20 protein-coding genes are annotated in these 25,405 nt (G+C 41.1%); 3 read left to right on the forward strand and 17 right to left on the reverse strand.

The features are described 5' to 3' along the window. Nucleotide 1 precedes the first annotated feature (1 nt). The 8 genes from I2484_RS01385 to I2484_RS01420 form a co-directional block, all read right to left on the reverse strand. Nucleotides 2-931, reverse strand: coding sequence for an ABC transporter ATP-binding protein (locus I2484_RS01385; protein WP_207149221.1), 930 nt, complete (start codon nucleotides 929-931; stop codon nucleotides 2-4). Continuing rightward, on the reverse strand, nucleotides 928-3,336 hold the full coding sequence (locus tag I2484_RS01390) for a hypothetical protein (protein ID WP_207149222.1): 2,409 nt from the start codon (nucleotides 3,334-3,336) through the stop codon (nucleotides 928-930). Before I2484_RS01390 ends, I2484_RS01385 begins: the two co-directional genes overlap by 4 nt. Nucleotides 3,337-3,414: 78 nt before the next feature. Continuing rightward, nucleotides 3,415-4,308, reverse strand: a complete 894-nt coding sequence (locus I2484_RS01395) for a LysR family transcriptional regulator (protein ID WP_207149223.1) — start codon at nucleotides 4,306-4,308, stop codon at nucleotides 3,415-3,417. Then, nucleotides 4,289-5,791 (reverse strand): MDR family MFS transporter, encoded by a 1,503-nt coding sequence (locus I2484_RS01400; protein ID WP_207149224.1) that lies wholly within the window; start codon nucleotides 5,789-5,791, stop codon nucleotides 4,289-4,291. Before I2484_RS01400 ends, I2484_RS01395 begins: the two co-directional genes overlap by 20 nt. Nucleotides 5,792-6,343: 552 nt before the next feature. Continuing rightward, on the reverse strand, nucleotides 6,344-6,784 hold the full coding sequence (cbpB, locus tag I2484_RS01405; protein WP_207149225.1) for a cyclic-di-AMP-binding protein CbpB: 441 nt from the start codon (nucleotides 6,782-6,784) through the stop codon (nucleotides 6,344-6,346). Between the two features lie 107 nt (nucleotides 6,785-6,891). Further along, nucleotides 6,892-7,119, reverse strand: coding sequence for a hypothetical protein (locus I2484_RS01410; RefSeq protein ID WP_207149226.1), 228 nt, complete (start codon nucleotides 7,117-7,119; stop codon nucleotides 6,892-6,894). A gap of 52 nt (nucleotides 7,120-7,171) precedes the next feature. After that, nucleotides 7,172-7,930 carry a 2,4-dienoyl-CoA reductase gene (gene fadH, locus I2484_RS01415; protein ID WP_207149227.1) on the reverse strand — a complete coding sequence of 253 codons (759 nt, stop codon included), beginning with the start codon at nucleotides 7,928-7,930 and terminating at the stop codon, nucleotides 7,172-7,174. Between the two features lie 133 nt (nucleotides 7,931-8,063). Then, nucleotides 8,064-10,118, reverse strand: coding sequence for a putative bifunctional diguanylate cyclase/phosphodiesterase (locus tag I2484_RS01420; RefSeq protein ID WP_207149228.1), 2,055 nt, complete (start codon nucleotides 10,116-10,118; stop codon nucleotides 8,064-8,066). A gap of 299 nt (nucleotides 10,119-10,417) precedes the next feature. Here I2484_RS01420 and I2484_RS01425 point away from each other — a divergent pair, with 299 nt between their 5' ends. Further along, a complete protein-coding gene (locus I2484_RS01425) occupies nucleotides 10,418-10,882 on the forward strand; it encodes a YkyB family protein (RefSeq protein ID WP_207149229.1) in 465 nt (154 codons plus the stop codon). Between the two features lie 263 nt (nucleotides 10,883-11,145). On the opposite strand, the gene I2484_RS01430 is transcribed toward I2484_RS01425, so the two are convergent. The 3 genes from I2484_RS01430 to I2484_RS01440 all read right to left on the reverse strand — a co-directional run bounded on the left by I2484_RS01430 (nucleotide 11,146) and on the right by I2484_RS01440 (nucleotide 13,328). Next, nucleotides 11,146-11,604, reverse strand: a complete 459-nt coding sequence (locus I2484_RS01430; RefSeq protein ID WP_207149230.1) for a chemotaxis protein CheW — start codon at nucleotides 11,602-11,604, stop codon at nucleotides 11,146-11,148. A 240-nt stretch (nucleotides 11,605-11,844) separates the two neighbouring features. Continuing rightward, nucleotides 11,845-12,708: an NAD(P)-dependent oxidoreductase gene (locus I2484_RS01435; RefSeq protein ID WP_207149231.1), complete on the reverse strand. Its 864-nt coding sequence runs from the start codon at nucleotides 12,706-12,708 to the stop codon at nucleotides 11,845-11,847. A gap of 464 nt (nucleotides 12,709-13,172) precedes the next feature. Further along, nucleotides 13,173-13,328 carry an aspartyl-phosphate phosphatase Spo0E family protein gene (locus tag I2484_RS01440; RefSeq protein WP_255550895.1) on the reverse strand — a complete coding sequence of 52 codons (156 nt, stop codon included), beginning with the start codon at nucleotides 13,326-13,328 and terminating at the stop codon, nucleotides 13,173-13,175. A gap of 310 nt (nucleotides 13,329-13,638) precedes the next feature. Here I2484_RS01440 and I2484_RS01445 point away from each other — a divergent pair, with 310 nt between their 5' ends. Next, the gene (locus tag I2484_RS01445) at nucleotides 13,639-14,265 is read left to right on the forward strand and encodes a hypothetical protein (protein WP_207149232.1); all 627 of its coding nucleotides are present in this window, start codon (nucleotides 13,639-13,641) and stop codon (nucleotides 14,263-14,265) included. A gap of 173 nt (nucleotides 14,266-14,438) precedes the next feature. On the opposite strand, the gene I2484_RS01450 is transcribed toward I2484_RS01445, so the two are convergent. Both I2484_RS01450 and I2484_RS01455 read right to left on the reverse strand, forming a co-directional pair. Continuing rightward, a complete protein-coding gene (locus I2484_RS01450) occupies nucleotides 14,439-14,882 on the reverse strand; it encodes a MarR family winged helix-turn-helix transcriptional regulator (protein WP_346014140.1) in 444 nt (147 codons plus the stop codon). Between the two features lie 98 nt (nucleotides 14,883-14,980). Then, entirely contained in the window at nucleotides 14,981-16,414 is a 1,434-nt protein-coding gene (locus I2484_RS01455; RefSeq protein WP_207149234.1) for an ATP-binding protein, read from the reverse strand. A 191-nt stretch (nucleotides 16,415-16,605) separates the two neighbouring features. Here I2484_RS01455 and I2484_RS01460 point away from each other — a divergent pair, with 191 nt between their 5' ends. Continuing rightward, complete coding sequence (locus I2484_RS01460; RefSeq protein ID WP_207149235.1) at nucleotides 16,606-18,363, forward strand: B12-binding domain-containing radical SAM protein; 1,758 nt, start codon at nucleotides 16,606-16,608, stop codon at nucleotides 18,361-18,363. Nucleotides 18,364-18,450: 87 nt separating this feature from the next. Here the strand turns inward: I2484_RS01460 and I2484_RS01465 are convergent, their stop codons facing one another. From I2484_RS01465 to I2484_RS01480, 4 genes are all read right to left on the reverse strand, one after another. Next, nucleotides 18,451-19,800 carry a TrkH family potassium uptake protein gene (locus tag I2484_RS01465; protein ID WP_207149309.1) on the reverse strand — a complete coding sequence of 450 codons (1,350 nt, stop codon included), beginning with the start codon at nucleotides 19,798-19,800 and terminating at the stop codon, nucleotides 18,451-18,453. A gap of 127 nt (nucleotides 19,801-19,927) precedes the next feature. Further along, nucleotides 19,928-20,683, reverse strand: a complete 756-nt coding sequence (locus I2484_RS01470) for a TerC family protein (RefSeq protein WP_207149236.1) — start codon at nucleotides 20,681-20,683, stop codon at nucleotides 19,928-19,930. Nucleotides 20,684-20,927: 244 nt separating this feature from the next. Next, nucleotides 20,928-22,016 carry an SDR family oxidoreductase gene (locus I2484_RS01475; protein WP_207149237.1) on the reverse strand — a complete coding sequence of 363 codons (1,089 nt, stop codon included), beginning with the start codon at nucleotides 22,014-22,016 and terminating at the stop codon, nucleotides 20,928-20,930. A 148-nt stretch (nucleotides 22,017-22,164) separates the two neighbouring features. After that, on the reverse strand, nucleotides 22,165-25,230 hold the full coding sequence (locus I2484_RS01480; protein WP_207149238.1) for an efflux RND transporter permease subunit: 3,066 nt from the start codon (nucleotides 25,228-25,230) through the stop codon (nucleotides 22,165-22,167). Nucleotides 25,231-25,405: the final 175 nt, after the last annotated feature.

Here is a 25,405-nt window from a genome sequence, read left to right on the forward strand (position 1 = left end):
ATTAATCGGCTCCTTTCGTAATTTCCATGAACACATCCTCCAGATTGGTCACATGTTCCATGAATGAAAGGATTGGAATATTATTCATGATAGCTCGCTTCAACAAAATGACCTGATCTTCTTCTGTTCCTTTATATGAAAAACTGATGCCATCGTTAGCATCCAGCTGTTCGATATTCGTTACGTACGGATCTTCTTCGAAAAATGCAATCGTGTTATCAAGCTGCCCAGCCAAACGGACCGTAATGACTCTCTCGCCGCGAAGTTTATCCTGAATTTCGGCAACGGAGCCATGCGCGATGAGACGGCCATTATCAATCACCCCTATTTCATCACACATTTCCGCAAGCTCAGGCAAAATATGCGACGAAATTAAAATTGTTTTCCCCATCTTTTTCAATGTTCTTAGAATGTCTCTCATCTCAACACGTGCACGCGGATCAAGTCCAGATGCAGGTTCGTCAAGAATAAGCACTTTAGGATCATGGATAAGACTGCGCGCCAAGCAAAGTCGCTGCTTCATCCCCCGCGATAAAAGGTCTACGTATGCATGACGCTTATGTGACAAATTGACAAGTTCCAGCAATTGCGGAATAAGCTTTTGACGCTCCGCTTCAGGAATTCCGTAGCTCGCACCGTAAAAGTCTAGGTACTCATCCGCCTTCAGCTGATCATAGACACCAAAAAAGTCAGGCATATAGCCAATCATTTTACGCACTGCCTGCGGATTCTTCCGGATATTAACCCCGTCGATGAAGACATCCCCTGCTGTCGGTTGCAATAAGGTCGCAAGAATGAGGAATGTCGTCGATTTCCCAGCTCCGTTCGCACCAACAAACCCAAATACTGTTCCTTCACTCAACGTCAAATTCAAATTATCAAGCGCTTTGAATTGCCCGTACTTTTTTGTAAGTCCTTTGATTTCTATCATTCCGACACCTCCCCTTTCAGCTTCAGCATCGGTGCACGGCCTTGATTGCCATTCTTTTCATCATGAAAAGTGATTTGGACAACAACTTTTCCATCAGGTGTTATATAGTCGTTTGTATTTTCCGTCTTCACCAATTTTCCTGACTCTGACTGTTCGAATTGGCCAGACCGCACATTTAATAGGCTGACATCATATAGCTGTTTTTGTATTTTCGAAAGTTCTAGCGATGTCCATTTTATGTTCTTCCCTATTAATCCCTCTGGTAATTGCCATGTTTGATTGTAGACGGACTCATTAAAGTAATATTCGTCTGTACCATATCCCTGTGAATCAGGCTGAAACTGTCCATCCTCCGACAGCATCGACATCTCCATCATCTCAGGTTCAACTGTAAACGCATCAGTCAACGTCACATCCACCATTGCCGGTTGGATGAGCATCGTTAATGCTGATATGGAAGGTTTCACCTTAAGTAGTTCAATAGGAACAATCTGTGTATCCGTATAACCGATTATGACAGGATTCGAAGTCTTGTTCATATAATCACCGGAAAACGAAAGAAGGCTGTCTTTCCTCATCTTCGTCAGGTCATCCATATTGACTGGTGAAGGATTCATGTACGAATTAAACATCGATTTTCTTGGAAGCAATGTAGAAGTTTTCAACGTTTCATCCACTTGAGCCGTTTCCCCCGGCCCAAGATCACCAATTGGAATCAGTTTTTTTCCTGACCAAATCGCTACATCTGTTAATGCAAACGGAAATTCATTCGTCACTGAGCCCGTCAATTTTTTATCCGTGACATTCAATTGGATAGCGTAATTCCCTTGCTTTTCGACCCTTGTTTCCCCATAGACTGTCCCTACATTCCAATAGCCGATATTGCGAAGGTGCATCGTTGTACCCGCTGCATCCTTTTCAACAATTGCCTGCTTATGAATAGTCCCTTGAGTGGACGTGAAAGGATCATTATTTGGCAACGAAGCACCAAGCGTTGTTTCAGCAGGTGCGGAAAATGTAAAGTTCCCAGATTTATTGGTTAGAATAGACTCCGCATAAAACCCCGTCAAACTACCATCCTGTTCAACATTTAATAGTGCGGTATGTTGAATTTGTGCTCTTCCAATTCGATCTTTCGCTCCGTATGCAAATATGGCAATAGACGCCAGTATCGCAATGGAAGGAATAATCCACCATGCATATTCTCGTTTGTCTTTCCGTTTAAGAATAAAGTAAAGCACTGGTATAATAAGAACAATATAGAAAATAATTATTCCGAAAATTAACGGCGCTGAGACTTTGAATGAAGGAAACAATTCGTTGGTACTGCCTACCGTCTGGACAATCGCATTACTCGGATTGTCATGAGGATTCTGCCCCAATTGATTTGAATGTCCCGTCTTATCGAATAATGTACCCCAGAATGCCGGCATTCCAACCATTTTAGCGATTGGGTCATCGCCGAGCGAGAAAGCCGTCTGGACAATCTGTCCCTGGCCCAAATCGGAATAGGCAACTAGGACATTGCCTTCATCTTCGAGTAGTGACAATGCACCCGGATTTAATTCTGATAAATAAGAAGGGATAGTACCTTCAAATCCTTTTGTTCCTGCCCACTTATTCAAAACATCAGGATTCGCATCGGAACTCCCTTTCAACGTCAGGGGCAACCGGTCTGAAAAGATACCCGTCTCCGCTTTCACGTTGTCAGAACCTCCGATTACTAAGATGCCTCCTGAACGAACCCATCCTACCAACGCATTCTGTTTCTTTTCAGATAAATCAGCAAGGGGATATTCATCGATAATGATAAAATCTGCCGCTCCCCATCCTGCTGCTTCTTCCGGGAAATTGGGTTCCCCCATTTTCGACGCGCTTATGATTTGGCTAGTCGAAGCATTCGAAACTCGGCTATTTTTCAAAGCGCCAAGACGATCCGGATTATCCGTAAACGTTACGATGAATTTCGAATCATCATAATACATGGTCGTTGTTAACTTTTGTGCACCTTTATGTACAATTTCCTTGCCTTTTTCCCATCCACCTTCATATAGGAAAATCGTTTTCGTGTTCGCCATTCCCCCATACATATTATTCATATCAGTCATATTCGGGATAACAAGCGAAATCGTTTTGGTCTCTCCAGCACCGACATCAAGAGGTATCGCTTCCCCACTTCCTGTCGTGAAATAACTCGGTACATCGATTACAAGATCCCCGCTAAATGCAGTTCCACTGTTTTCGATCACAATTATTATTGGTGCACCTTTTCCTTCCTTCGCTTTACCGTCGATGCCTGCCGAAACACTTACTTTTAAATCTGGAGCTGCAAGAGCATTGACTTCCGGAATGAAGACAATCAATCCGATTAGCAGAACCAAAAACATCGAAATCTTTCTCCACATACCATTCTCCTCCTGTCATGTAGACTTATAGTTCTCATCTATTAGTACGAACGAGACAACCTAAAGTTCCTTTAATTCTCAATAATTGTAATCTTTTTGTAATCTTTCGGCATGACTTTGTACAATTTGTGTGAAAGCATCCACTTGTTTTAGTGCAAATGAAGATTCATAGCCGATTAACCATGTATCTCGCGTCAGTTCAAACTCCTCTTCATTATTCAAAAGTGGCATTTTATTGACATCTTCATCACCTGTCAATGTAATTGACGGTAATATCGCATAGCCGATGCCGTTTAATGCTAGTTGCTTACAAGTCTCAATCTGATCGACTGTGATTTGACGCCCTGGTTTTTGGTCGAAATGTCGCTGCCACCAACGCTGAATTTCCATATGGTAATTCGAGTCACTCTTAAATTGAATAAATGGACGTGTCGTATCTTTCAATTCTTCGATTGTCGTAATTTCACGGTCCACTAAATAGAGGCGGTCACGGAATAAATACGTTTTTTTACTCTTCCAATCTACCTGGCCACGCACAATTCCAACATGAGCTTCTCCTTCATATAAGGCTTTAACAATTTCTGAACTCCATCCCGTTATGAGCGAGATTTTGGCATCTGGATACATTTCAACGTACTCTTTCAATACTTGTGGCAACCACGTCTGCCCTACGATTGACGCACATGCAATTTTCAATGTGCCGTGCACTTTATCCGCCATCGATGCAATCATTTCAAAGGTTTCTTCCCGTTTTACAATCGCATCACGTGCATAATCGATGACCAGTTCTCCCGCTGGCGTCGGCTCAAGCCCTTTCTGCGAGCGGATGAACAATAACGTTCCCCACTCCTTTTCAATTGACTGTAATCGCTGGGAAAGTGCCGGTTGCGATAAAAAAAGTCGCTCTGCAGCCTTTCGCATATTCCCTTCTTCTGCTAATGCTTTAATGATTTCAAGTTCTGTCGTTGTCATTCAAATACCCCTTCCCACGTGGAATTTTCAATATTAGGAGCAAGCTGATAACAGCAAAAATGGCTACAGTAATATACACCCATTGCAACGAACCATCAAGCGCATTTTGTAACAGCTGTACTTTTGTTGCGGGTATAGTTTGTCTCATTTCATCCGTCAAAAGTAAATTGACATCATCTAAACTATAATTCAAATCATCATTTTTGAAACGAGCCATTAACATGCCATTTAAAATCGCGCCGAATAATGCCGCCCCTACCGTATTTCCAAAATTCCGCATGAACATATTGGCAGCCGTCGCGGATCCCCGCGTCTCTCTCGGAACCGCCCCTTGGATTGTGACGGTGAACGATGTACTTGTCAGACCCATACCGATGCCTACAAAAAAGCTCGCCATTGCAGCCCACCACGGTCCTGATCCAGCATCCATCATGACAAATAAAGTTGTTCCAAGAATAAGCGATATCCCCCCCACAAAAGATACGTGAAACGTACCGTAGCGGATTAACAAATGTCCTGCCATAGACGAAGCTATCGGCCAACCAATCGACATTGCAGTCAGGGTGAATCCTGCGATAATCGCTGGCTGTTCCATCACACCTGTTACGAATGTCGGCAAATAAGAGGATACACCAATCAATATGATACCTGTCGTTAACGACACAAGATTCGCATACAAGATCACGGGGTTTTTCCATAGGGCAAACGGCATGACTGGATCAATTGCTTGTCGTTCGACCCTAACAAATAACGCTAACGATCCAAGTCCTACAATAATGAAGGTGATACCGTAAAACGACATGTGACCGAATGCCTGACCCCCTTCGACAAGCCAATATATAATAGTGGATAACGATAGCGTAAGTAAGAAAGCACCTTTATAATCAATCGAAACTTTTTTCTCCCGCTTTGGTTCATGAAGAAACAGATAGATACCTACCATCGCGAGTATTCCAAGCGGCACATTCACCCAGAAAACAAATTGCCAATTCATATAGTGGACAATCAGCCCACCAATTACCGGACCAGATACAGCCGAAATTCCCCATACACTGGATAAGTACCCTTGGACTTTTGCCCGCTCTTCCGTCGTATATATATCGCCAACAATCGTCGTAGCTATTGGCATGACCGCCCCCGCACCAAGGCCTTGAAGTAACCTGAATACGATTAACTGCTCCATTGAATCGGCAAAACCACATAATATAGACCCAATAATAAATATCGTCAACCCAATAAACAAAATCGGTTTTCGGCCAAATAAATCCGCCAATTTACCATAAATGAGTACAGTGACCGTACTCATCAATAAATACGAAGAAAAAACCCAACTATATCTTGAAAAACCACCAAGGTCTGAAGCAATCGAAGGCATTGCTGTAGTTACAATCGTCGCTTCAACCGCACCGACAAACATTGCCAGCATGACAGAAATAAGCACAAGCGGGCGATTCGTTATTTTATTATTTTCCACTGTTTTCATTCTCCTTTTAAACAAGTAAAGCGCAAGCGCATGGTTAGACCCGAAAAGCGCTGGAGGGCCTTAAGATAAAGGCGCTCTTTGAATTTAACTTATGGACTGAAGCGACTCGAGGGGCTAGGCGCTGGAGTCTGGACAATTAAGGAACGCAGTCTAAAGGCGCGACGTCCTGTCGCAACGACTGCATGACCTACTTCGTGTAGGCCCAAGCGCAAGGCGGCGCTCAGCTCCGACAGGCATAAGACGGTTTTCGAAGAGAGCGTACTTCAGTCCTCGCAGTAAACTGACTTATGACCCGAGGAGTTTGCGCCTAGAGCTAGACAACTATTAAAGCGAAATCGCTTGTTAGTAATGAACGCAAGCTAAAGTCGCTGCGTCCTACGGCAACGAGGAGGGATGCAGTTCAATCCCTCTCCACTGTATGACCAGCCTTCTAGGCGCTGAAGTCTGGACGTGGAATATCGTCTTCGTAGATTATCCACGGTCCGAGAACTTTATAGTTTCCTAAATACAGAAAAGGGCCCCAATTAGGAGCCCGCAATTTAACCATAACGATTATTCGACTGAGTAAATATATCTTTTAAATTGTTTCATTATGACTCTTCGCGTTAATATGCCTGCAAATGTGCCGTCTTCTTCCGTCACACAAAGAAATGTATGGTCAATTAATAAATCGAGCCCTTTTTGGAATCGATCCGTCGTTTTTATGGATGGCAAATCTGTTTGCATAATTTCATCAACTTTTAATTCGGCAAGACGTTCATATTCAATACGTTCAAGGCCTAAAATAGAATCAGTAATCATCCCCATACTGAGTAACCCTTTTAAACGGTATTTCGCATCAAGGACTGGTATAGCTGAATAACCTGTTTTTGTTAGAACAAGGAGGGCGTGCTCTGCATTATTTCCAACCTGAACATGCGCAACTTTTTCAGATGAAATGATAAAATCCGCTATCGGTGTGAAAAGAAAATCCCTATTTTTTATAGAAATCATGTAAATCTACTCCTTCTTTAGCTATGCTAATCACCTTAAAACTACATATCTATCATATCATAAGAAGAACTTTCTATCCGTGAAAACGAAAAAGAAAACCCCTTCTGTTAAGAAGAGGCCGCATAATAGAAAATGACAATTCCGATGAAAAAGACAGCAACAAGAGCAATCCAAATAATTGGATTTAATGTAAATGGATGCTCTTCAATTGGACCAGGAATCTGATTATCCTGCACCTCGACAACAGGCACCTTGCTCCATTTCTTCACAGCGATAAAGCCGATTATACAAATGATCAAAACAATGGTGATTAGTGGAACGGTCCATATATCCAATGTATATCTCTCCTTTGGGGAGTAGGATGCGCAAAACAGCTACATTCTATCCTTAAAACGGAGATTTGTTAAGCCATTGCCCACCGTCGAGTGTCACAATTTCTCCATTCATATAAGATGCCTTATCTGACATGATGAATGCCGCTAGTTCGGCAATCTCCTCCGGCTTTCCAAGACGTCCCAAAGGAATCGATTCAAGTGTACGCTTAGCTACTTCATCTGACTGCCATAACTTCTCTGCGCCGCCAGTACGTTCAATCGGACCAGGTGCAATACCATTCACACGGATGCCATATTGACTTCCCCATTCAACTGCCAAAGTGCGAGTTAACGACATGACACCTGCTTTGGCTGCCGCGGAATGAATGACGCCCGCGCCCGCATCCCATGCATATGTTGCAAGCATATTCAAAATAGATCCTTTTTGACCTTTTTCAATCCAGTACTTTCCAACCGCACTCGAACAATAAAATGTGCCATTTAGTACAATATCGATAACAGACTTCCAGCCGTTTGGTGATAAATCTTCTGCTTTGACGATGAAGTTTCCTGCCGCATTATTTACTAATCCATCAATTCTGCCAAACTTTTCATCCGTGAAAGCGACAAGCGCTGCAACTGATTCAACACTCCGCACATCCATCTGGAATGGATGTGCTCGATCCCCAATTTCTTCTTGTGCCGCTTTTAACCTATCTAAATCTCTACCCGTAATAACGACTTGCGCACCTTCGTCGGCAAATTTCTTCGCCATGTATTTCCCCATCCCATTCGATCCGCCAGTTACAATTATGACTTTTCCATCAAACACAACAATTCCCCCTTTGTATAATGAATGAATACTCACTCATAATTGTAACATGTTATTTAGTACCTGACGAGAAAAAAAGTAAGCGCTCAACGAAAAATGGACAACAAATCTTCTCCGCTGTCCATTTACACCATTACTGATTACATCCTAAATACTTTTCTACAATCTCCTCTACTGGAACCGCCTTACTGTACAAAAAGCCTTGCGCCTTCTGACATTTAGCCTCAAGTAGTATCATTGCTTGTAACTCCTTTTCTACGCCTTCTGCGATGACTTCCATCCCAAGACTATGAGCCAAACTAATAATTGTCTTAGCTATCGCTTTATTTTTCACATCAATTTCAATATCTTTTATAAATGAACGGTCAATTTTAATGATGTCAATTGGATATTGCTTCAAATAACTAAGTGATGAGTAACCCGTTCCAAAATCATCTACAGAGATGAAAACGCCGATTTCTTTTAATTTATTTAATGTCACTAACGTCTCATCAATTATCGTCAATGCCCCTTCTGTGATTTCTACCTCTAGTGATGACGGTACAATGCCATAGTAAGAAATTTTCTCTGTCAATTTACCTACAAAATTCTCCATTCTAAATTGCTTTGGCGATATATTCACAGCTATCCTGACAGCTTTGAACTGCTTGTCCTGCCACTCTTTCAACTGTTTACATACCTGGTCTAATACCCAATCACCAATTCCATGTATAAGGCCTGACTCCTCAGCAATGGGGATGAATTGCACCGGTGATACAAACCCGAATTTACCGTTGTTCCATCTAAGAAGCGCTTCGAAACTGCTAATATGTCCCGTTTTCAAATCGACTTGCGGTTGATAGTGGATTGTCAATTCATTTAATTCAACCGCCCTGCGTAAATGCGATTCCATCAGTGCTTCATCTGGGAAGCTAGAATTCATCGCTTCTTGATAGAAACGATAATGAGAGCGGCCACGGTCTTTCACAAAGGTAAGTGCTTGCTCTGACTTCCGTAGTAGGTCCTCAAGCTTTTTTCCATCTTCAGGATAAACAGCAATTCCTATGGATGCGGAAATGAAATACTCCTGATGATTATGATAAAATGGTTTCCCGAAATCATTCAGTAACTGCTGCGCAAACTTCTCTGTCTTCAGCACTGAATGATTTTGCAATGAAACGATAAATTCATCGCTGCCATTGCGATATAATCTGGCGGATGCAGGACAAATTATTTTCAATCGTTCCGCAACCATTTTTAATATTTCGTCCGCCCCATTATGGCCAATTGATTCATTTATTAATTTGAATCGATCAAGTCCTAAATGGACGAAAGACAACCTATTTTCGCTTTTTAATGCATATAGAGAATCCTCCATGAAGTGCTCGTTCATAGCCTGACGATTCCACAGACCTGTCAAATGATCATGATAACTCAGGAAAAGAAGTTTTTCATTATTTTTCTGATGAATAGATGTATCTCGTACAATCAATTGAACTTCTTCTACATATCCATCAACAAAAACGGGAATTGCCTTCAAGTGTGTGGGTAATAAATATCCTTTTTTATGAAAAAAAGTCGAATCTTCCATCTCAATTGATTCACCCGCAAGTGCACCGGACAGGAAGAGCTTGAATTCTTTCATTTTATCCTCTCCGGTAAGATTCAAAATTGAACGTCCGGAAAGTTCTTTGGATCGATAGCCGAATCCTAAATGGACTGCTCGATTCGCGTAAATAATTTTAAAGTTTTGATCCATGGTTATGATGGGGTCAAGATTATGTTCGATGACAGAAATATATTTATGTTGCAACTCCGTCTGCGACTTTCTTTCCGTTATGGTATCTAGCCGTTCACGCAATTCAATGACGATAATTTCTCGTTCATACTTTTCGGTATGGCGTTGAAAATCCAGTTCGAATAATACGTTTGACCCTGCTCGCATTGATTCTATTTCAGTCGTAAAGGTAGTTTGATTTTGTAATTTCCGCATCCTGCGCTTGATTGGTATCCACAATTCACAAAAAAAACTAGCAGCTGATTGTTCGATATCAGCAGAAAAGTATTGCATGGCTAATGAGTTGGCATAAAGCACATCAAATTTCCCTTGCTTGTTTTTCTCGACAAATATGGTCATCTTAAACGAATGGTTAAAAATATATGATTCTATAACTTTTTCTAAGCGTTCTTTAATCTTAAAGTTTCCCATGTGTGCCTCCGTTTGTTGTGCTTTTAGCCATATTTTTATCGAGTAATCCAGGCAAATGAGCACTAATTGCCCGAGTACTTTACTTACAGCAATTTGTAGTTGATCTTGAATAGATTGCACTGATATCGAAAAAGTATGTATCGAAATAAATATATACTCAATTCTATAGTTACATAACACCCTTCAGAGTAATCAGTACTTTTAACCAATTTTCAGTTTAGAAGTTGTACAATTCTTTCATTCTTGGTATTATATGAAATATATGTAATCATTCAATCTTCCAATGAAGGAGGCCCATTTTGAAAAACAAGCATTCCATCCGTCAATTGGCAATTGCCATCTACACAGTAAACCGACATGCAAAAACAGCGCCTGACAATAGACAACTTTACGCTTTAAAAAAGACAGCGATCGACAAACTTCTTAGTTCGGGCACTGCCGAAAAAATCGGATTGCATTTTGTCGACAATCCGAAATTCAGCAAGCAGCATTCCACGGTCCTCGTCCGATGTGACGAATTCCTCTTTCATACAATCCCGGAAAAAGAAGACTTCAATACACTTCCACACCTCGGACAACAAGATCCAACTTCTCGTAACCCGCAAGAACGGATGAGCTTGAAAACAGCGCGTGAGCTTCTCTCTAAATATGTGGGACCCATCCAACAGATAATACCTGAGAAGAAAAAAACAGTACCAAAAAAGTCTATCCACAGTATTCAGGGTACACAAAATTTCCGTTCATCTTATTTAGATGGTAAATAAGAAAAGCGCAAGCGCCTTGGTAGACCCGAAAAGCGCTGGAGTCTAGACACTAAGAAAAGCGGAAGCGCCTGCTCTGCTCCGAAAAGCGCTGGAGGGCCTTAAGAGAAATGCGCCCTTTGCCTTTAACTTAAGGACTGAAGCGACTCGAGGGGCAAGGCGCAGTAGCTAGACACTGCTTCAGGCGATAAACTTATACTAACTTATCTTATATAAACGGGCTACCCCTGCTGGCTACCAGCGGGAATAGCCCGTTTTTTCTTCTATTATTTGATTTGCTCCGCGATTACTTTTTCGAAGTCAACGAGAAGGATCATTCCGTTGTCACGCTTGATAACTCCCGAAACAGGTACTTTATTACCGGTATACATATCAGAAGCAGGTTCAATTTCCGAAAAATTGATACGCTGGATTTGGGTAACGGCCGTCACATCTAAGACAACTGTTGTCCCGTCGAATTCCGCAACGATATATTTTGATTCGTCACTTTCATTGATATCTGTAACTCCTGTTACTTTCTTCAAATCAATGACAGGAAGTACTTCTCCTCGTAATTGAATAATCCCTTCAATATACGGATGCGCATGTGGCAATACAGTAACTGGAACGGGTTGAATAATTTCACGTACATGCTGAATACCAATTCCAAAATTACTTTTACCTACTTGAAACTCTACAAATTCAAAGACTTCATATGTTACTGCATCGGATTTTCTTGTATCCACTTATTCAGCTCCTACGTTTTAATAATATTATTATATAGGTATCCCATTGAATCCGCTTCGGCGCTAGGGGATGCCTCCCGCCATAAGCTTCGCTCCCAATGTTACGGCTTCAGCTACCCCTTGTAGGACGCCTTCGCTCAGTTTATTTAGGTATTCATCTGGTCAACATACATAGCACTAATTAAATTAATTGAACACTTATATCTATTTTCGGCTTATTTTTATAATTATTTAGGTTTATTAATAATTTTTGTAAAGGACTTGTGTCCCTTTCTCTCCAAATCCCTTTTCAACAAGCTTCTCATACATTTCACGTGCAAGCTCTAGGCCGGGAAGTGATAGCTGCATTGCTTCAGCTTCTGTCAGAGCAATGTTTATATCTTTCAAAAAATGCTTAACATAAAATCCTGGTTCAAAATCTCCATCTAACATCCGTGGAGCCAAATTTGACAATGACCATGAGCCCGCCGCTCCTGTCGATATAGACTTCAGCACAGTTTCAGCATCGAGTCCCGCTTTTTCAGCATATATTAGCGCTTCGCAAACACCGATCATATTGGTTGCAATGGCAATTTGATTGCACATTTTCGCGTGCTGCCCAGACCCTGCCAGCCCCTGATAAACAATTTGTTTTCCAAATACCGACAAAATCGGTGAAATGGCATTGAATACATCTACTTCGCCGCCACACATAATTGACAACGTCCCATTCTTCGCGCCAATGTCTCCCCCTGAAACGGGTGCGTCAATTGCTGCCATCTGCAACGTAGCACCTGCCTTCGCAATCCGTATAGCCAGTGCTGGGCTAGAAGTCGTCATATCAATAAGAATCTGACCCGCCTTACCAGATGAAAAAATACCACCATCTCCAAAGTAAATTTCTTCGACATCTACCGGATACCCAACCATCGTGAATATTAATTCTGCATCCTTCACCGCCCCAGCGACTGTGTCCGCCCAAACAGCACCTGCTTCAATTAGAGACCCAGCCTTTCCTTTTGTACGTGTATATATGGCCACTTCATAATTACTGCCTAAGAGGTGCTTAACGACGCTAGCGCCCATAACTCCTGTCCCGATAAATGCGATCTTTTTGACTTCCATTTCAATTCCCCCTATATCAACTGTGCCTCGGCATATTTTCGTCCAGATTAAATATAGAAATTAGCCTAAGAACTGACCCGCATCATGGAGGCCAGAGCTTGCTCAATTAACTCTATTCAAAAACTGTGACGTCCGCCGGAGCCTTTACCTTTTATCGTACCAAAGAATTTGTATTTTTCCATCATTGATTTCTACTTTCAATAGGAAGAGTGCAAGACACTTGGAACTAGACACTATACTAGGTCAAAAACTTATTTTCCCGAAAAAAGGAGGACGGAACCCTGTAATAGGGATCCGTCCTCAAAAGGGGGAAATGAGAATGTTGCTGTGTTCTACCTTAATTTCCCCGCTTTTCTTGATTATTAAACATTGTTCACTAAATATTTTTAGGTTTTAGCGATTTCTTCTATAAAGTGGTTACCCTCTTCATAGGCACGCAATAGTAGCCACACCTTATTAACCAATTATCGGCCTTTTTTTAACCCTTCGTATTGATCCATGAGATTATCAAGTTTCCTGCTGAATTCTATCGTTTCAACATCAGTCAGTCCGTTTTTAGACGCTACGTTCATCATCTCTTCGCGTAATAATTCAATTTTTTCTTCTAAATTCCACTCCAAGATAATCCCTCCATGGAATAACAAATAGCTAACTTTATATTATACAGGAATAATCTCATAATAAGTAGTTTAATTCGCGACATATTCCGACAACTCGAAATGGTCAGCAATAGAAACGACTTTACGTTATACTACTTTTAAGGCACACTATAAAAGATTCAATAAACTAAGGTCTATATATATGTTGAATTAGAGAATCCCGTTGAAAGTTGCCTTCGCTCAGCTTATATAGGTATTCATTTATTCAACTTATATATAATGAAACATTACGGCGTCTCAAACGTCAAATTTAACCAAGGAGGGGTTTACGATGAAAAACAGATGGAGTCTCTTATTCGCAGCAATTGCGACCACTTTATTACTTACCGCTTGTGGTACAAGTACCAACAAAGACCAAGAAAGTATAGATGGTTCAGCGGATGTTGTTGAAAATGCAGACAAAGGTACAGTCACTGAAGACAAGGAACCGGAAACAGAAATTGTTGAAAGTCAAGAGAACATAATGAAAGATGCGAACCCTATAGAAAGTGATGAACAAAGTTATGCTATTTCAGTACTTCCTGACTATTCATTAATTAGCGAAGAACCTGGTAAGGACAGCCTTATTTCAGCAAACAATGAAGAAGTGTTTATGCGCATTGAGACTGTTGCTAAGGAAGACAGCACATATGACTACTTAGCTGAAAACATGATTGCTGTACTTGAAGCATCTGGGGACGGCAGCGCCCCAATTGAAGTACTAAATGAGAAGTCAATCCCTGCAGCTGAGGGCATTGAAAATGCAAAAGTTCTTGCCATAAAAGCTGAAACCGCATCTATTACGGGAATTGTTTTCGAACGCGACAATATGGTTGTTAGACTTACAATCTACGACTCTCCAAAAGAAGAATATTTCGAGCAATTTCTTCGTATGGCTGAAACGATTGTTACTAAATAATAGAACATAAAAAAAGCCAAATGGATAACCATCCATTTGGCTTTTTTTAACACTAACAAGAGCGCTGTAGTCTAAGCAGGATATACCACCTTTCAAGGTGATTCATTGGCCAAGAATTACAGAATTTCCTATGCATAAAAAAACGCTGCACTCGTTAGACGAGTTGCTGCGTTTTACGATAAACTCTTTATCGAAAGACCCAATTTCCGTACCAATTCAATTGCCTGGTCTTGTTCTTCAGCAGTAAGAGAGGACATGATGGTTTTAATATTATTCGCATGCTCCGGGAAGATAGATGTCATCAAGTTAACTCCATCCTGGGTAATCGACATATATGTCACCCGCTTATCTTCTTCGCAAAAGACGCGTTCCAATAACCCTCTTTTTTCAAGCTTATCGACAACGTAAGTCATCGAACCACTTCGAAGTAAGATTTTCTGCCCAATCTTCTGGATGGGCTGTCTCCCCCTGTGATGAAGCAATTCAAGGACGGCGAATTCAGTCGGATTAAGCCCATGTTTTTCACTCGGTTTATGCGCTTCCTCCAAAACCACCTTACTTGCCCTTGAAAGAACAATAAATAATTTCAGTGCACGTTCTGTATCTTTTGTCATAATTCAGTGCCCCTTCTATAATTCCGCTCAATAGTCGCCCTCATTATAACGGTAAACATGTCTTCGTGTCAAAAGACCATGAAGGCGTTTCGCAACTTTAATTACAAAGAGAGCACTCTTTTTTCAGCTGTATCTGTCACCGAGGTACATCCCATTGCCGATGGAAATGTTACAATGAAGGTTGTGCCAATGTCGACTTTACTCTCAACTGTAACCGTTCCACCATGTTCTTCGATGTTTTTCAAAACAAATGGCAATCCGAGTCCTGACCCATCTGACTTGGTGGTAAAGAATGGAATAAAGACTTTCTTTACTTGATATTTATCCATTCCTTTACCAGTATCCGAAACCCCCAAAATAACTTTTCCGGGGCTGTCCAGATTCACAAAAATTGAAAGATTCCCTCCAGGTGTCATCGCTTCAATTGCATTTTTAAACAGATTTAAAAGAACTTGTTTAATTTTATCAGAATCACCGACAATCAATGAATCTTTAAGTATATTATCTTTTTGTGTAATTGTAATTCCATCCATCAACGCTTTCGGGTAGACGACCTGAATCATATCTGCAACCAGTACCCCCAAGGAAAATGTCGTTTTTTCATTCAATCCGGGCTTAGATAGGATAAGCATTTCGCTTAATATAGACTCCATTCTATCGATTTCTTCATCGATAACGGATAGGTATTTCATCGTATCCGCTGTCGCGGAAATCTTAAGTAATTGAACAAACCCTTTCAAAGTCGTCATCGGGTTTCTGATTTCATGCGCTATACTTGCTGCCAGTTCACCAATCGTCGATAATGAGTTTGAATGAGCCAAACGCTTTTCCATGGCCATTTCTTCTGTTCGATCATTCATTCTTATCAAGTATGTTTGTGACTCGCAATCGTATAATGTTGTTATTTGATAATAACTCACATCATTCACATTTCTTATATACTTGGTTGTTATTTCAGCAAAACCATACAGATTTACTTCTTTAAAATAATTTACTATTAATTCGGTGTCATTCGGAAATAATTTAACAATTGCTCCCACTGTTTTGCCCACAAAATAGTCTTTTGGCAAGTTGAAATACGAAGTATGCAGATCATTGACATCGTAGATTGTCCCATCCCGATCAATAACAACCATGAAACTATCTGAATTACGAAAAGCGTGTATATAGGTTTTTTCCGCTTTATCAACAATACTTTGTGGTACATCAAATAGTGCAATCACCTGTTGAACATCTTCAAAATACGCAAGGTGCATTTTAACGACATCTACCCTATTTCCGACTAATCGAATGTTCACTTCAAACGTTTTATTCTCTGATCTTTTTATATTACTAATGGCATCGTCCCAAAGATTAATAATCGGATTAATGAAAAAATCTTTGATGTTTTCTTTTCCATTAGTGACAAATTTTTCGCAAAATGAGTTATTTACATGTAAAAGCCCACCTTCAAGATTAAAAACGGCACCGGGTCTGATTGTATCATCCAATAGAAAAGTGATATGCTTCATTACGTTTATAGTTTTATATTTCAAGTGTATTCCTCCACATCCCATTTTTAAACAATATGAAAAATAGCACTGATTCATGCAGAAAGGTCAAAATCATACAATAATAAGCTTACTCAAATTATTCCATATTAACGGTGTGATAGGAATGGTCCTTTCTGCCCGAATAAAATGAATACTCGGTATACTAAAACGTTAGATAGAAAAGAGGAAGAGCGATGAACATAGTACTATCAACATTAAACGCAAAATATATTCATACAAATCTAGCCATTCGCTGTTTAAAAACATATGCAATGCCTGAGTATAGCCCAGTCATTGCAGAGTACACAATTAAAGATCCAACCATGAATATTGTATCAGATTTATATCAAAAAATGCCAAATGTCGTCGGTTTCAGTTTGTATATTTGGAATATTGAAGAAACGATAAAGGTGATGCGTATGTTAAAAAAGGTGAAACCCGATGTAAAAATCGTCGCAGGTGGACCAGAAGTAACATACGATTATGATTATTGGTTAGAACGTGTACCCGAAATTGATGTCATCGTGATCGGAGAAGGAGAAAGAACGTTTAAACATCTACTTGACGTCTATGCAGGGAAAGAAAACATAACCGCTGTCCAAGGGATTGCCTATAGAGAAAGTGAAAAACTGAAGATTACGGCGCCCGGGCCCAAATTGGATTTACGTGAACTTCCCTCCCCTTTCCAATTTGCCGAGGACATACCTGAGCTTGGCAAAAGAGTGACGTATATTGAAACAAGCCGCGGCTGTCCTTTTTCATGTCAATTCTGTCTATCCTCTATCGAAGTAGGCGTCCGCTATTTCAACCGCGAAGCCATTAAGGAGGATATTCGATATTTAATGGCCAATGGTGCAAAAACAATCAAGTTTGTGGATCGCACATTCAATATCAGCAGAAGCTATGCGATGGAAATGTTCCAATTTTTGATTGATGAACATGTACCAGGTACCGTTTTCCAGTTTGAAATAACGGGAGACATTATGCGCCCAGAAGTCATCCAATTTCTCAATGACAATGCACCAGCTGGGCTATTCAGATTTGAAATCGGAGTTCAATCCACAAACGATTTAACAAATGAATTAGTACAGCGCCGCCAGAACTTCGAAAAACTTTCCCGTACCGTAATGATGGTGAAAGAAGGCGGAAAGATTGACCAGCATCTGGACTTGATTGCAGGGCTACCTGAAGAAGATTATAATTCTTTCCGGAAAACATTCAATGAGGTTTTCGCAATGAGGCCTGAAGAGATGCAGCTAGGGTTCCTTAAGTTATTGCGTGGAACTGGCTTGCGTATTCAAGCAGAAAAATACGGTTATCAGTTTATAGACGAAGCGCCTTATGAAATATTTTCAAATAACGTATTAACGTTTGATGATATCCTGCGCATTAAACAGACCGAGGACGTTCTAGAAAAATATTGGAACGACAACCGTTTACCGCGAACGGTGGAATACCTTGTATCAGAAGTCTTCGAAACTCCATTCGATTTCTTCCAACAATTCGGCTCCTATTGGGAGAGTCGTGGTTGGTCCAGAATCGGACATCAACTTGAAGACCTCTTTACACGCTTGAATGATTTTTTGACGGAAGATGGTCGTGCTGATATGGATATTGCACGTAGCCTTCTGAAAATCGATTATCTTGCACACCACAAGTTCCAACCGCGCAAAGTTTGGTGGGCCGAGGATATGCAGGTTGAAGAACGCTCAGCTATCGAGCAGATGCTGCTTTCAAATCCTGCATTATTGGGGGAACGATTCAGTTCTTTAGGTTTAACTAACCGAAATATTCGTAAGCAGACGTTCATCACACCGATTGCTGTCCAACCTGAAGATGTGGAATTCGGCATTGTACAAAAGGATGCTGGCTATCTTGTCACCGTCTTCAGACATGATGATACACCGTTCTTTATGTTCCTTGAACAATTAGGAAACGCGGCTGGCGCCTGAAGCTAGACACTATTCTAAGTCGAAAAGTATACTTCCTAAAACTATTGAAATAAGGCTGTCCCAAGTTTAACTTGGGACAGCCTTTTATTAACCGATAATAACCCTTTCTTTCGGGTAATGATATTTCAATTTATTTGTTCTCCCTCCTAATGTAAAGAGGAACGAAATAAGCCCGACCCTGCCTATGAACATTAGTAACATGATAATCACTTTCCCTGCCACTGAAAGATCCGATGTGATACCAAGCGACATACCGCACGTTCCAAATGCGGATGTTATTTCAAACAGCAGTGCAACGACTGGCACGCCGGGTTCAGTAATGAGCATAATGATAAGTGCGGTCATAACCATCAGCAGTGCCAGAATGATCACAGCATAAGAGCGAAACACATCTATCAGCTTTATTTGTCGTTTAAACACATTAATGACTTGATTACCGCGTGCAAAGTTTATTAGAAATAGAACCGCAATTGCAAATGTCGTCGTACGAATTCCACCACCTACAGAACTTGGTGATGCGCCTATAAACATTAGTGAACTGATGAAAATATCTGTCGCTTCGCTAAATTTCGTCACATCATGCGTTGTTAAACCTGCCGACCTAGATGACACTGAATGAAATAAAGCAGTGAATAGCTTCTCATGCCATACCATTCCTTTAAAAGAATTCATTGATTCCAAAACAAAGATCATGACCGCACCGAAAACGAGCAGAAAGCCGAACGTCGCTGTCGTTATTTTGGTGAATAATGAAAAACGGAAATGAGGTACTTTTTTCGAAAAGTAACTTTTCACTTCGATAAGAACAGGAAAACCGATGGCACCGAGTATGACTAAAATCATTGTCAACGTCTGAACGAAGTAATCATTGAAATACTGTGTGAGTGAGGTTCCAGTAATATCAAAGCCTGCGTTAGTTGTCGCAGAAACGGACATGAACATCCCATTAAGAAGTGCTTCACTAAATGAATCATAAAATCGCATAATATATAGTGTAAATAGTAAGCCGCCAATAATTTCGATTAAAAATATAATTTTAACGATTTCCCGAATTAGATGAACAACCCCGGCGAGACTGTACTGATTATGATCGACCATGATTAATTGTCTTTCTCGTAAACCAATTCGCTTTTTGACGAGCAGCCAAAAAAACGTACCGATTGACATGATTCCGATTCCACCAATTTGCAACACAAGCATAAGCATGCAAATACCAAAAACCGAATAGGTACTCCCAATACTAATCGGCGTTAGTCCCGTAACGCTGACGGCACTGACCGCTGTAAACAAACTGTCAATAAAGCTGACCTTTACACCAGGTAAATAAACCCCCGGCAGATTCAACAGTAAAAACGAAAAAGCAATAGCCAAAAAATAATAAAACACAATAACTTGAGCAGGGGTGAACCTGCGTAAATTCTCGCGATTGAATTTCATCGAATTCACCGTTCCTTTCACCACTGATAGGGTGTCGTACCTATTTTAGAGAAGTCCAATGAAAAAGGAAAGGAAGAACTTGATAAAAATTGAAAACAGCCGTGCAATTACACGGCCGCTTGTCAAGTTATTCTTTTTTCTTGTTATTTCGAACCCCAACCAAATAACCACTTAGTGCAATACCAACTAGAACTATCCAGAATGTCACTTGCCATAAAGTTGAATGTGGGAAGCTTTCATCAAGGATTCCCAAGCCAGGGTGTGACAGTGTAAGAACAGCCAATTTGACACCGACCCAACCTACAATAAGAAATGCTGCCGTTTCCAAAGAGGGAAACTTTTGCAAAAGACCAACGAATTGACGTGCAGCAAAACGCATGATGACTAAGCCAATAATACCGCCTAAAAGCATGACCATGAACTGTCCGCCGTTAATGCCACCTATGTCGAAGTTACCAAGCTTTGGTAACGTTACAGCAAGCGCTACCGCCGCCAGCATTGAATCGAGCGCAAATGCAATGTCCGCAAGTTCTACTTTTACAACTGTCATCCAGAAACCGGACTGTTTCCGTTTTTTAGCGTCCGGATGTGATTCCTCACTTTTTCGCTGATCTATAATGCTCTTAATGGAAATGAATAATAGGTATATTGCTCCAATTGCTTGGATTTGCCAAATGTTCACGAGAATCGTGATCATGAACAATGCTGCAAAACGGAAGACAAACGCTCCCATCAATCCGTAAAAAAGTGCTTTCCGCTGTTGTTCACGCGGTAAATGCTTGACCATTACCGCCATAACAACAGCGTTATCTGCTGCCAGTAATCCTTCTAGTACGATGAGTACAACGAGTACCCATGCATATTCCAATAATATTGCTTCCAAATCAATTCCTCCTATTTTTGCAAAACAAAAGAGACCCTCACCTAATAAAAGGCAAAGGTCTCGCTAAGTCGGAATTTTTGTTTTGCAAAAATCCAGCTATCATAACCGATGGCAAAAGCCATGTATTGACGACTATGAAATAGGTTTCCCTATAGCTACTCCCCCTTGACATAAAGTCAAAAGTTATTAAGTTCGGGTTCTTTTGTTTGATTATACCATAGTTGGTCAAAAAGTAAATGGGGAATTACCCGATTTTTATATGATAATTACTATTTTTCTTATTTTCTTCATAAAAAGCAGTCATGGATGGAATTGACGCCAAAAAATCAGCACACTGTATGCCGCTTCCTATCAGTAGCGCCTCTGCAACTGTCGTATCGAATGTGGCATCCCACATCATGTAAGCCAATGTCTCCGCCTCAACACCCAATCTGCGCTGCAAACGGATCGAAGCAAGGCCTTTTTCAGCAAAGAGCCGCGGCAATCTACCTTTAGGCTTTTTCCCAGTCAATTCAACGACCATTGCGCTGTAAATCTCTTCAATTGGGTGCGGTGATGGATCCGTTAAGTGGACTGTTTTACCAGCAGCTCCTATGTGATTAGATAAATACACTGAAGCGTCGATTATATAATCAACCGGCACAACATTTATGCATGCCTTCGTTTTACCCACATAAGGAATAATTGGCATCCAACGTAATTTGTCAATCATATTCATAAAAAAGTATGGACCGTCAAACTTAATCGTTTCCCCTGTTTTGGAGTGACCACGTACAATTCCAGGGCGGATAATTGTCACAGCCACATCCTTCTTCAGTTCTTCTACAAGTAGTTCTGCTTCAAATTTGGTTTCTTCATAATGATTTTTAAATGAAGACGGACGAATCAGCTCAGTTTCAAGCAACTTGCCGTCCCGTTTACCTGCAACATACGCTGTACTAAAATACATGAAGCGTTCGATAGAAGGATGATTCCGGACGAATTCAATCACTTGTCTCGTCCCTTCAACATTTACTTGCCAAGCAATTTCAGCCTTTACCGCAAGATCATATACGGCGGCTAGATGCCAGACAGTTAGCCTTTCCTCATGTAAATCATTACTTATCTTCTGCGGCATCCCAAGCCCTGGTTGCGTAATATCCCCGACCAAAATTTCAAACGGGAATGCCACATTCATCTCTTTCATAATTGATTTAGCCTTTTCCTTTGCTAGATCTACTTGACTAGATTGAACTATTGCATAAACCTTCTCCACTTCTCCAACACGTACCAATTCTTTTATCAATTGCGTAGCTATAAATCCAGGAAAGCCGGTAAAAAAATGAGTTCGCATATAATCCCCCCCTTATTTTAGTAGTATAGCATCGAAATAAATCGGTTGAAAGAATATTTCGTTTACTAGTTAATACGTAACACAGTGCCAGTTCATGACACCGGATTCAATGTAAAAAAAACCTCCCAAGAAAGGGGAGGCTCTACGGTTATTTAGTTTCGACTGCGCGTTTTCTCGTTTGTCGATCAAATAAACTATAAATGATTGGGACAATATACAGCGTCAACAAGGTCGAGCTAAGTAACCCACCGATAACTGCAATTCCCATCGGTTGGTTCATCTCTGTACCCTCGCCAATACCCAGCGCAAGAGGTAGCAAGCCGAGAATAGTTGTCAGTGCTGTCATAAGGATTGGACGCAACCGATCCCTAGTAGAGGCAATAATAGCGTCATAAGAGCTTAGCCCCGCCTCTTTTCGTTGATTAATATAGTCAACTAGGACAATCCCGTTGTTGACCACGATACCAACGAGGACGAGAACCCCGATTATCGCTGTAACACTGATTGGCGTGCTTGTCAGGAATAGGCCTATCGCTACCCCGATGATCATAAGTGGCACAGAGAACATAATTACAAATGGATATTTAAATGATTCGAACTGCGCAGCCATGACAATGTAAACAAGGACAACGGCTAGTAATAGCGCCATGACCATGTCATCTATCGCACTTTCGAATAATTCTCTGTCGCCGCCAAATGTAAGCTCAATTTCTTCCGGCAACTTAAGTTTGTCAATTGTATCATTCACTTTAGCCGTCATCTCACCAAGCGACTTAGACGATTCATATTTCATATTAAATGTAACCGAGTGTGCTTGATCGACTCGTTGGATAGAAACGGGTCCTTCCGCAATATCAATCTTCGCAACTTCTCCAAGTGTCACAAATGCGCCTGATGGAGTACGGAGTTCCAATTTTTTCAACTGATCCATACTGTTACGGAATTTCTTATCGTATTTCACGTACACAGCAAACACTTCATCATTTTTCCCAATAATCTGCGTGGCTAATGAACCGCGTGTGACACTGTTTACTGTCTGTGCAATTTGATAAGGTACCAATCCTTTGTCAGATGCTTTTTGACGGTCCACTTCGATTTGAATCTCTTGAACAGTATCTTGAAGATTATTTGTCATTTCCGTTACGGAATCAAGTTCGACCAGTTCACTGTTCAATTTAGTAACTGCTTCATTCAGACGTTCTTCGTTAGTATCTTTCAATGAGAACGTCAACGTATTCGGACTTGAGCCCGCAGCTGTCTGCATAACGAAGCCAATTTCCGCAGCGTCCCCGATAGTTTTCAATACTTCGGGTTGCACATCATCTACGAACTTAAAAATCGAACGTTCCCTATCCGCAAGTGGTACAAGTTTCACGGATATTTCTGCAATATTAGCTTTAGATGTACCTTGCGCGATATCCTGTTGTGTTCCACCAACAAGACTTACGTATACTTCCACATCACTTTCTTCTTTCAATTGCGCTTCGATTTGTTTTACTACTTCATTTGTCGCAGTTGAAGATGAACCATTCGGCAACTTCACGGTAATGCTGACAAATCCCTCATCAGTCGCAGGCAAGAATTCTGTCCCGACCTTGGTTAAAGCAAAACTACTTAACACCAGCACGATTAGTGTAGCTAACAGGACGACAGAACGATGTTTCAGTGCCCATTTCACCGATCTTTCAAAGTTATTCAGTCCTTTTGAGCGCCGTCTCCGAGCTGCTACATTTTTCGTTGGTTTTTTTAACATACGGCTTGCCAACATAGGGACAACCGTCAAAGCAACGACAAGAGAAGCAAATAAGCTAAAGGAAATCGTCAAAGCAAATTCTGTGAAGATCTGTCCGATTAGTCCGCTGATGAAAATAACGGGGACAAAGACGGCTAGCGTCGTTAACGTTGACGCAATAATAGCGCCACCAATTTCCTTCGAACCATCAGAAGCTGCAACCTTCGGATCCTTCCCCATTGCGAGATGTCTTTCAATATTTTCAATAACAACAATCGAGTTATCGACTAGCATCCCTATACCAAGTGCAAGCGCACCAAGAGTCATAATATTAAGCGAGAAATCAGCAAAGTACATAAGAACAAATGTCACAATTACCGAATATGGAATTGCAATACCAATAATGATTGGGCTTTTTATGCCACGCAGGAAAAAGAACAACACCAGCATGGCAAAAATACCGCCCAGAAGTAACGATTGGCCAATATTTCCGATGGCGAGTTTTACATAATCCCCCTGGTCAAATAAAATATCTGACTCGACACCTTTGAATTCTTCTTTTTCCAGTAGGTTGTCTAGAGCCTCTTTGAAGGCGGTTGAGACATCCGCTGTATTTGCACCAGATTCTTGCAACACGGACATCAGAACAGCCTGCTGGTCATTTGCACGCGTTTCTGTGGCAGACTCTGCTTCAACAAGTGCTACATCCGCCACATCGCCGATTGTTACTGTAGCGCCATTCAACGGATTCGCACCAATTGTGATACTACGAATATCGGATATAGTCGTTAATGTACTGATTATACGGGTTGTGAGTTGCTTGCCAGCTGTCGTTTTAACTGGTTCACCAGGCATAGACACATTATTTGCTTGAACCATCTTAACGATATCAGCTTGTTCAAGGCCATTCGCTACCAGTTTTTTCTGATCGACAATGATTTGTACTTCTTCTATCAATTGACCCGAAACAGAAACACTTGCTACGCCTTTCGTCCGGCGTAATTCAGTCTCCAACTGATCCGCAACTTTGCGGATATCAGTATCTTCCGCTGTGGCACGCAGTGATAATTGAATAACAGGGAACTGGGACGGATCAAATTTCATGAAACGCGGTTTAGTCGCACCTTCCGGGACCGGGATCTGATCAACTCTTTGCATAATATCGAGCTGGACATCATCGATTTTAGTCGACCAGTCAAACATGAGTAAGATGAAATTGGCACCTTCCTGCGAGGTGGATTGCATCGATTTCAATCCAGGTGCAGTCGAAAGACTCGCTTCGAGCGGTTTTGTTAGTTTCTCACTCACTTCAGCCGGAGAGGCGCCTGGATAACTTGTCACAACGACAGCAATCGGCGGGTTCAATTCCGGAATGAGCGTCACTGGAATACGGAAAAATGACACTGCTCCGAGAATGATAATAAGAAACATAATGACAATCGTAAATACGGGCCTTTTTATAGAAAAATCACTGATTTTCATGAACACATTCCTTTCTTATTTGGAAAAGCGGAAGGCGCCGTCTAGCCCCCACCGCAAAACGACTTTCAAGGAACCCAGACTAAATACACCGCGTAACTCACATACTGTGAGCCTCCCAGGGGGCGGCGCCTGGAGTCTAGACAACAACCCTAGTAGAAAAAACGTATAATTTCTT

Origin of the sequence: Sporosarcina sp. E16_8 (assembly GCF_017347095.1) — a bacterium.
In the GTDB taxonomy this organism is placed as follows: Bacteria; Bacillota; Bacilli; order Bacillales_A; family Planococcaceae; genus Sporosarcina.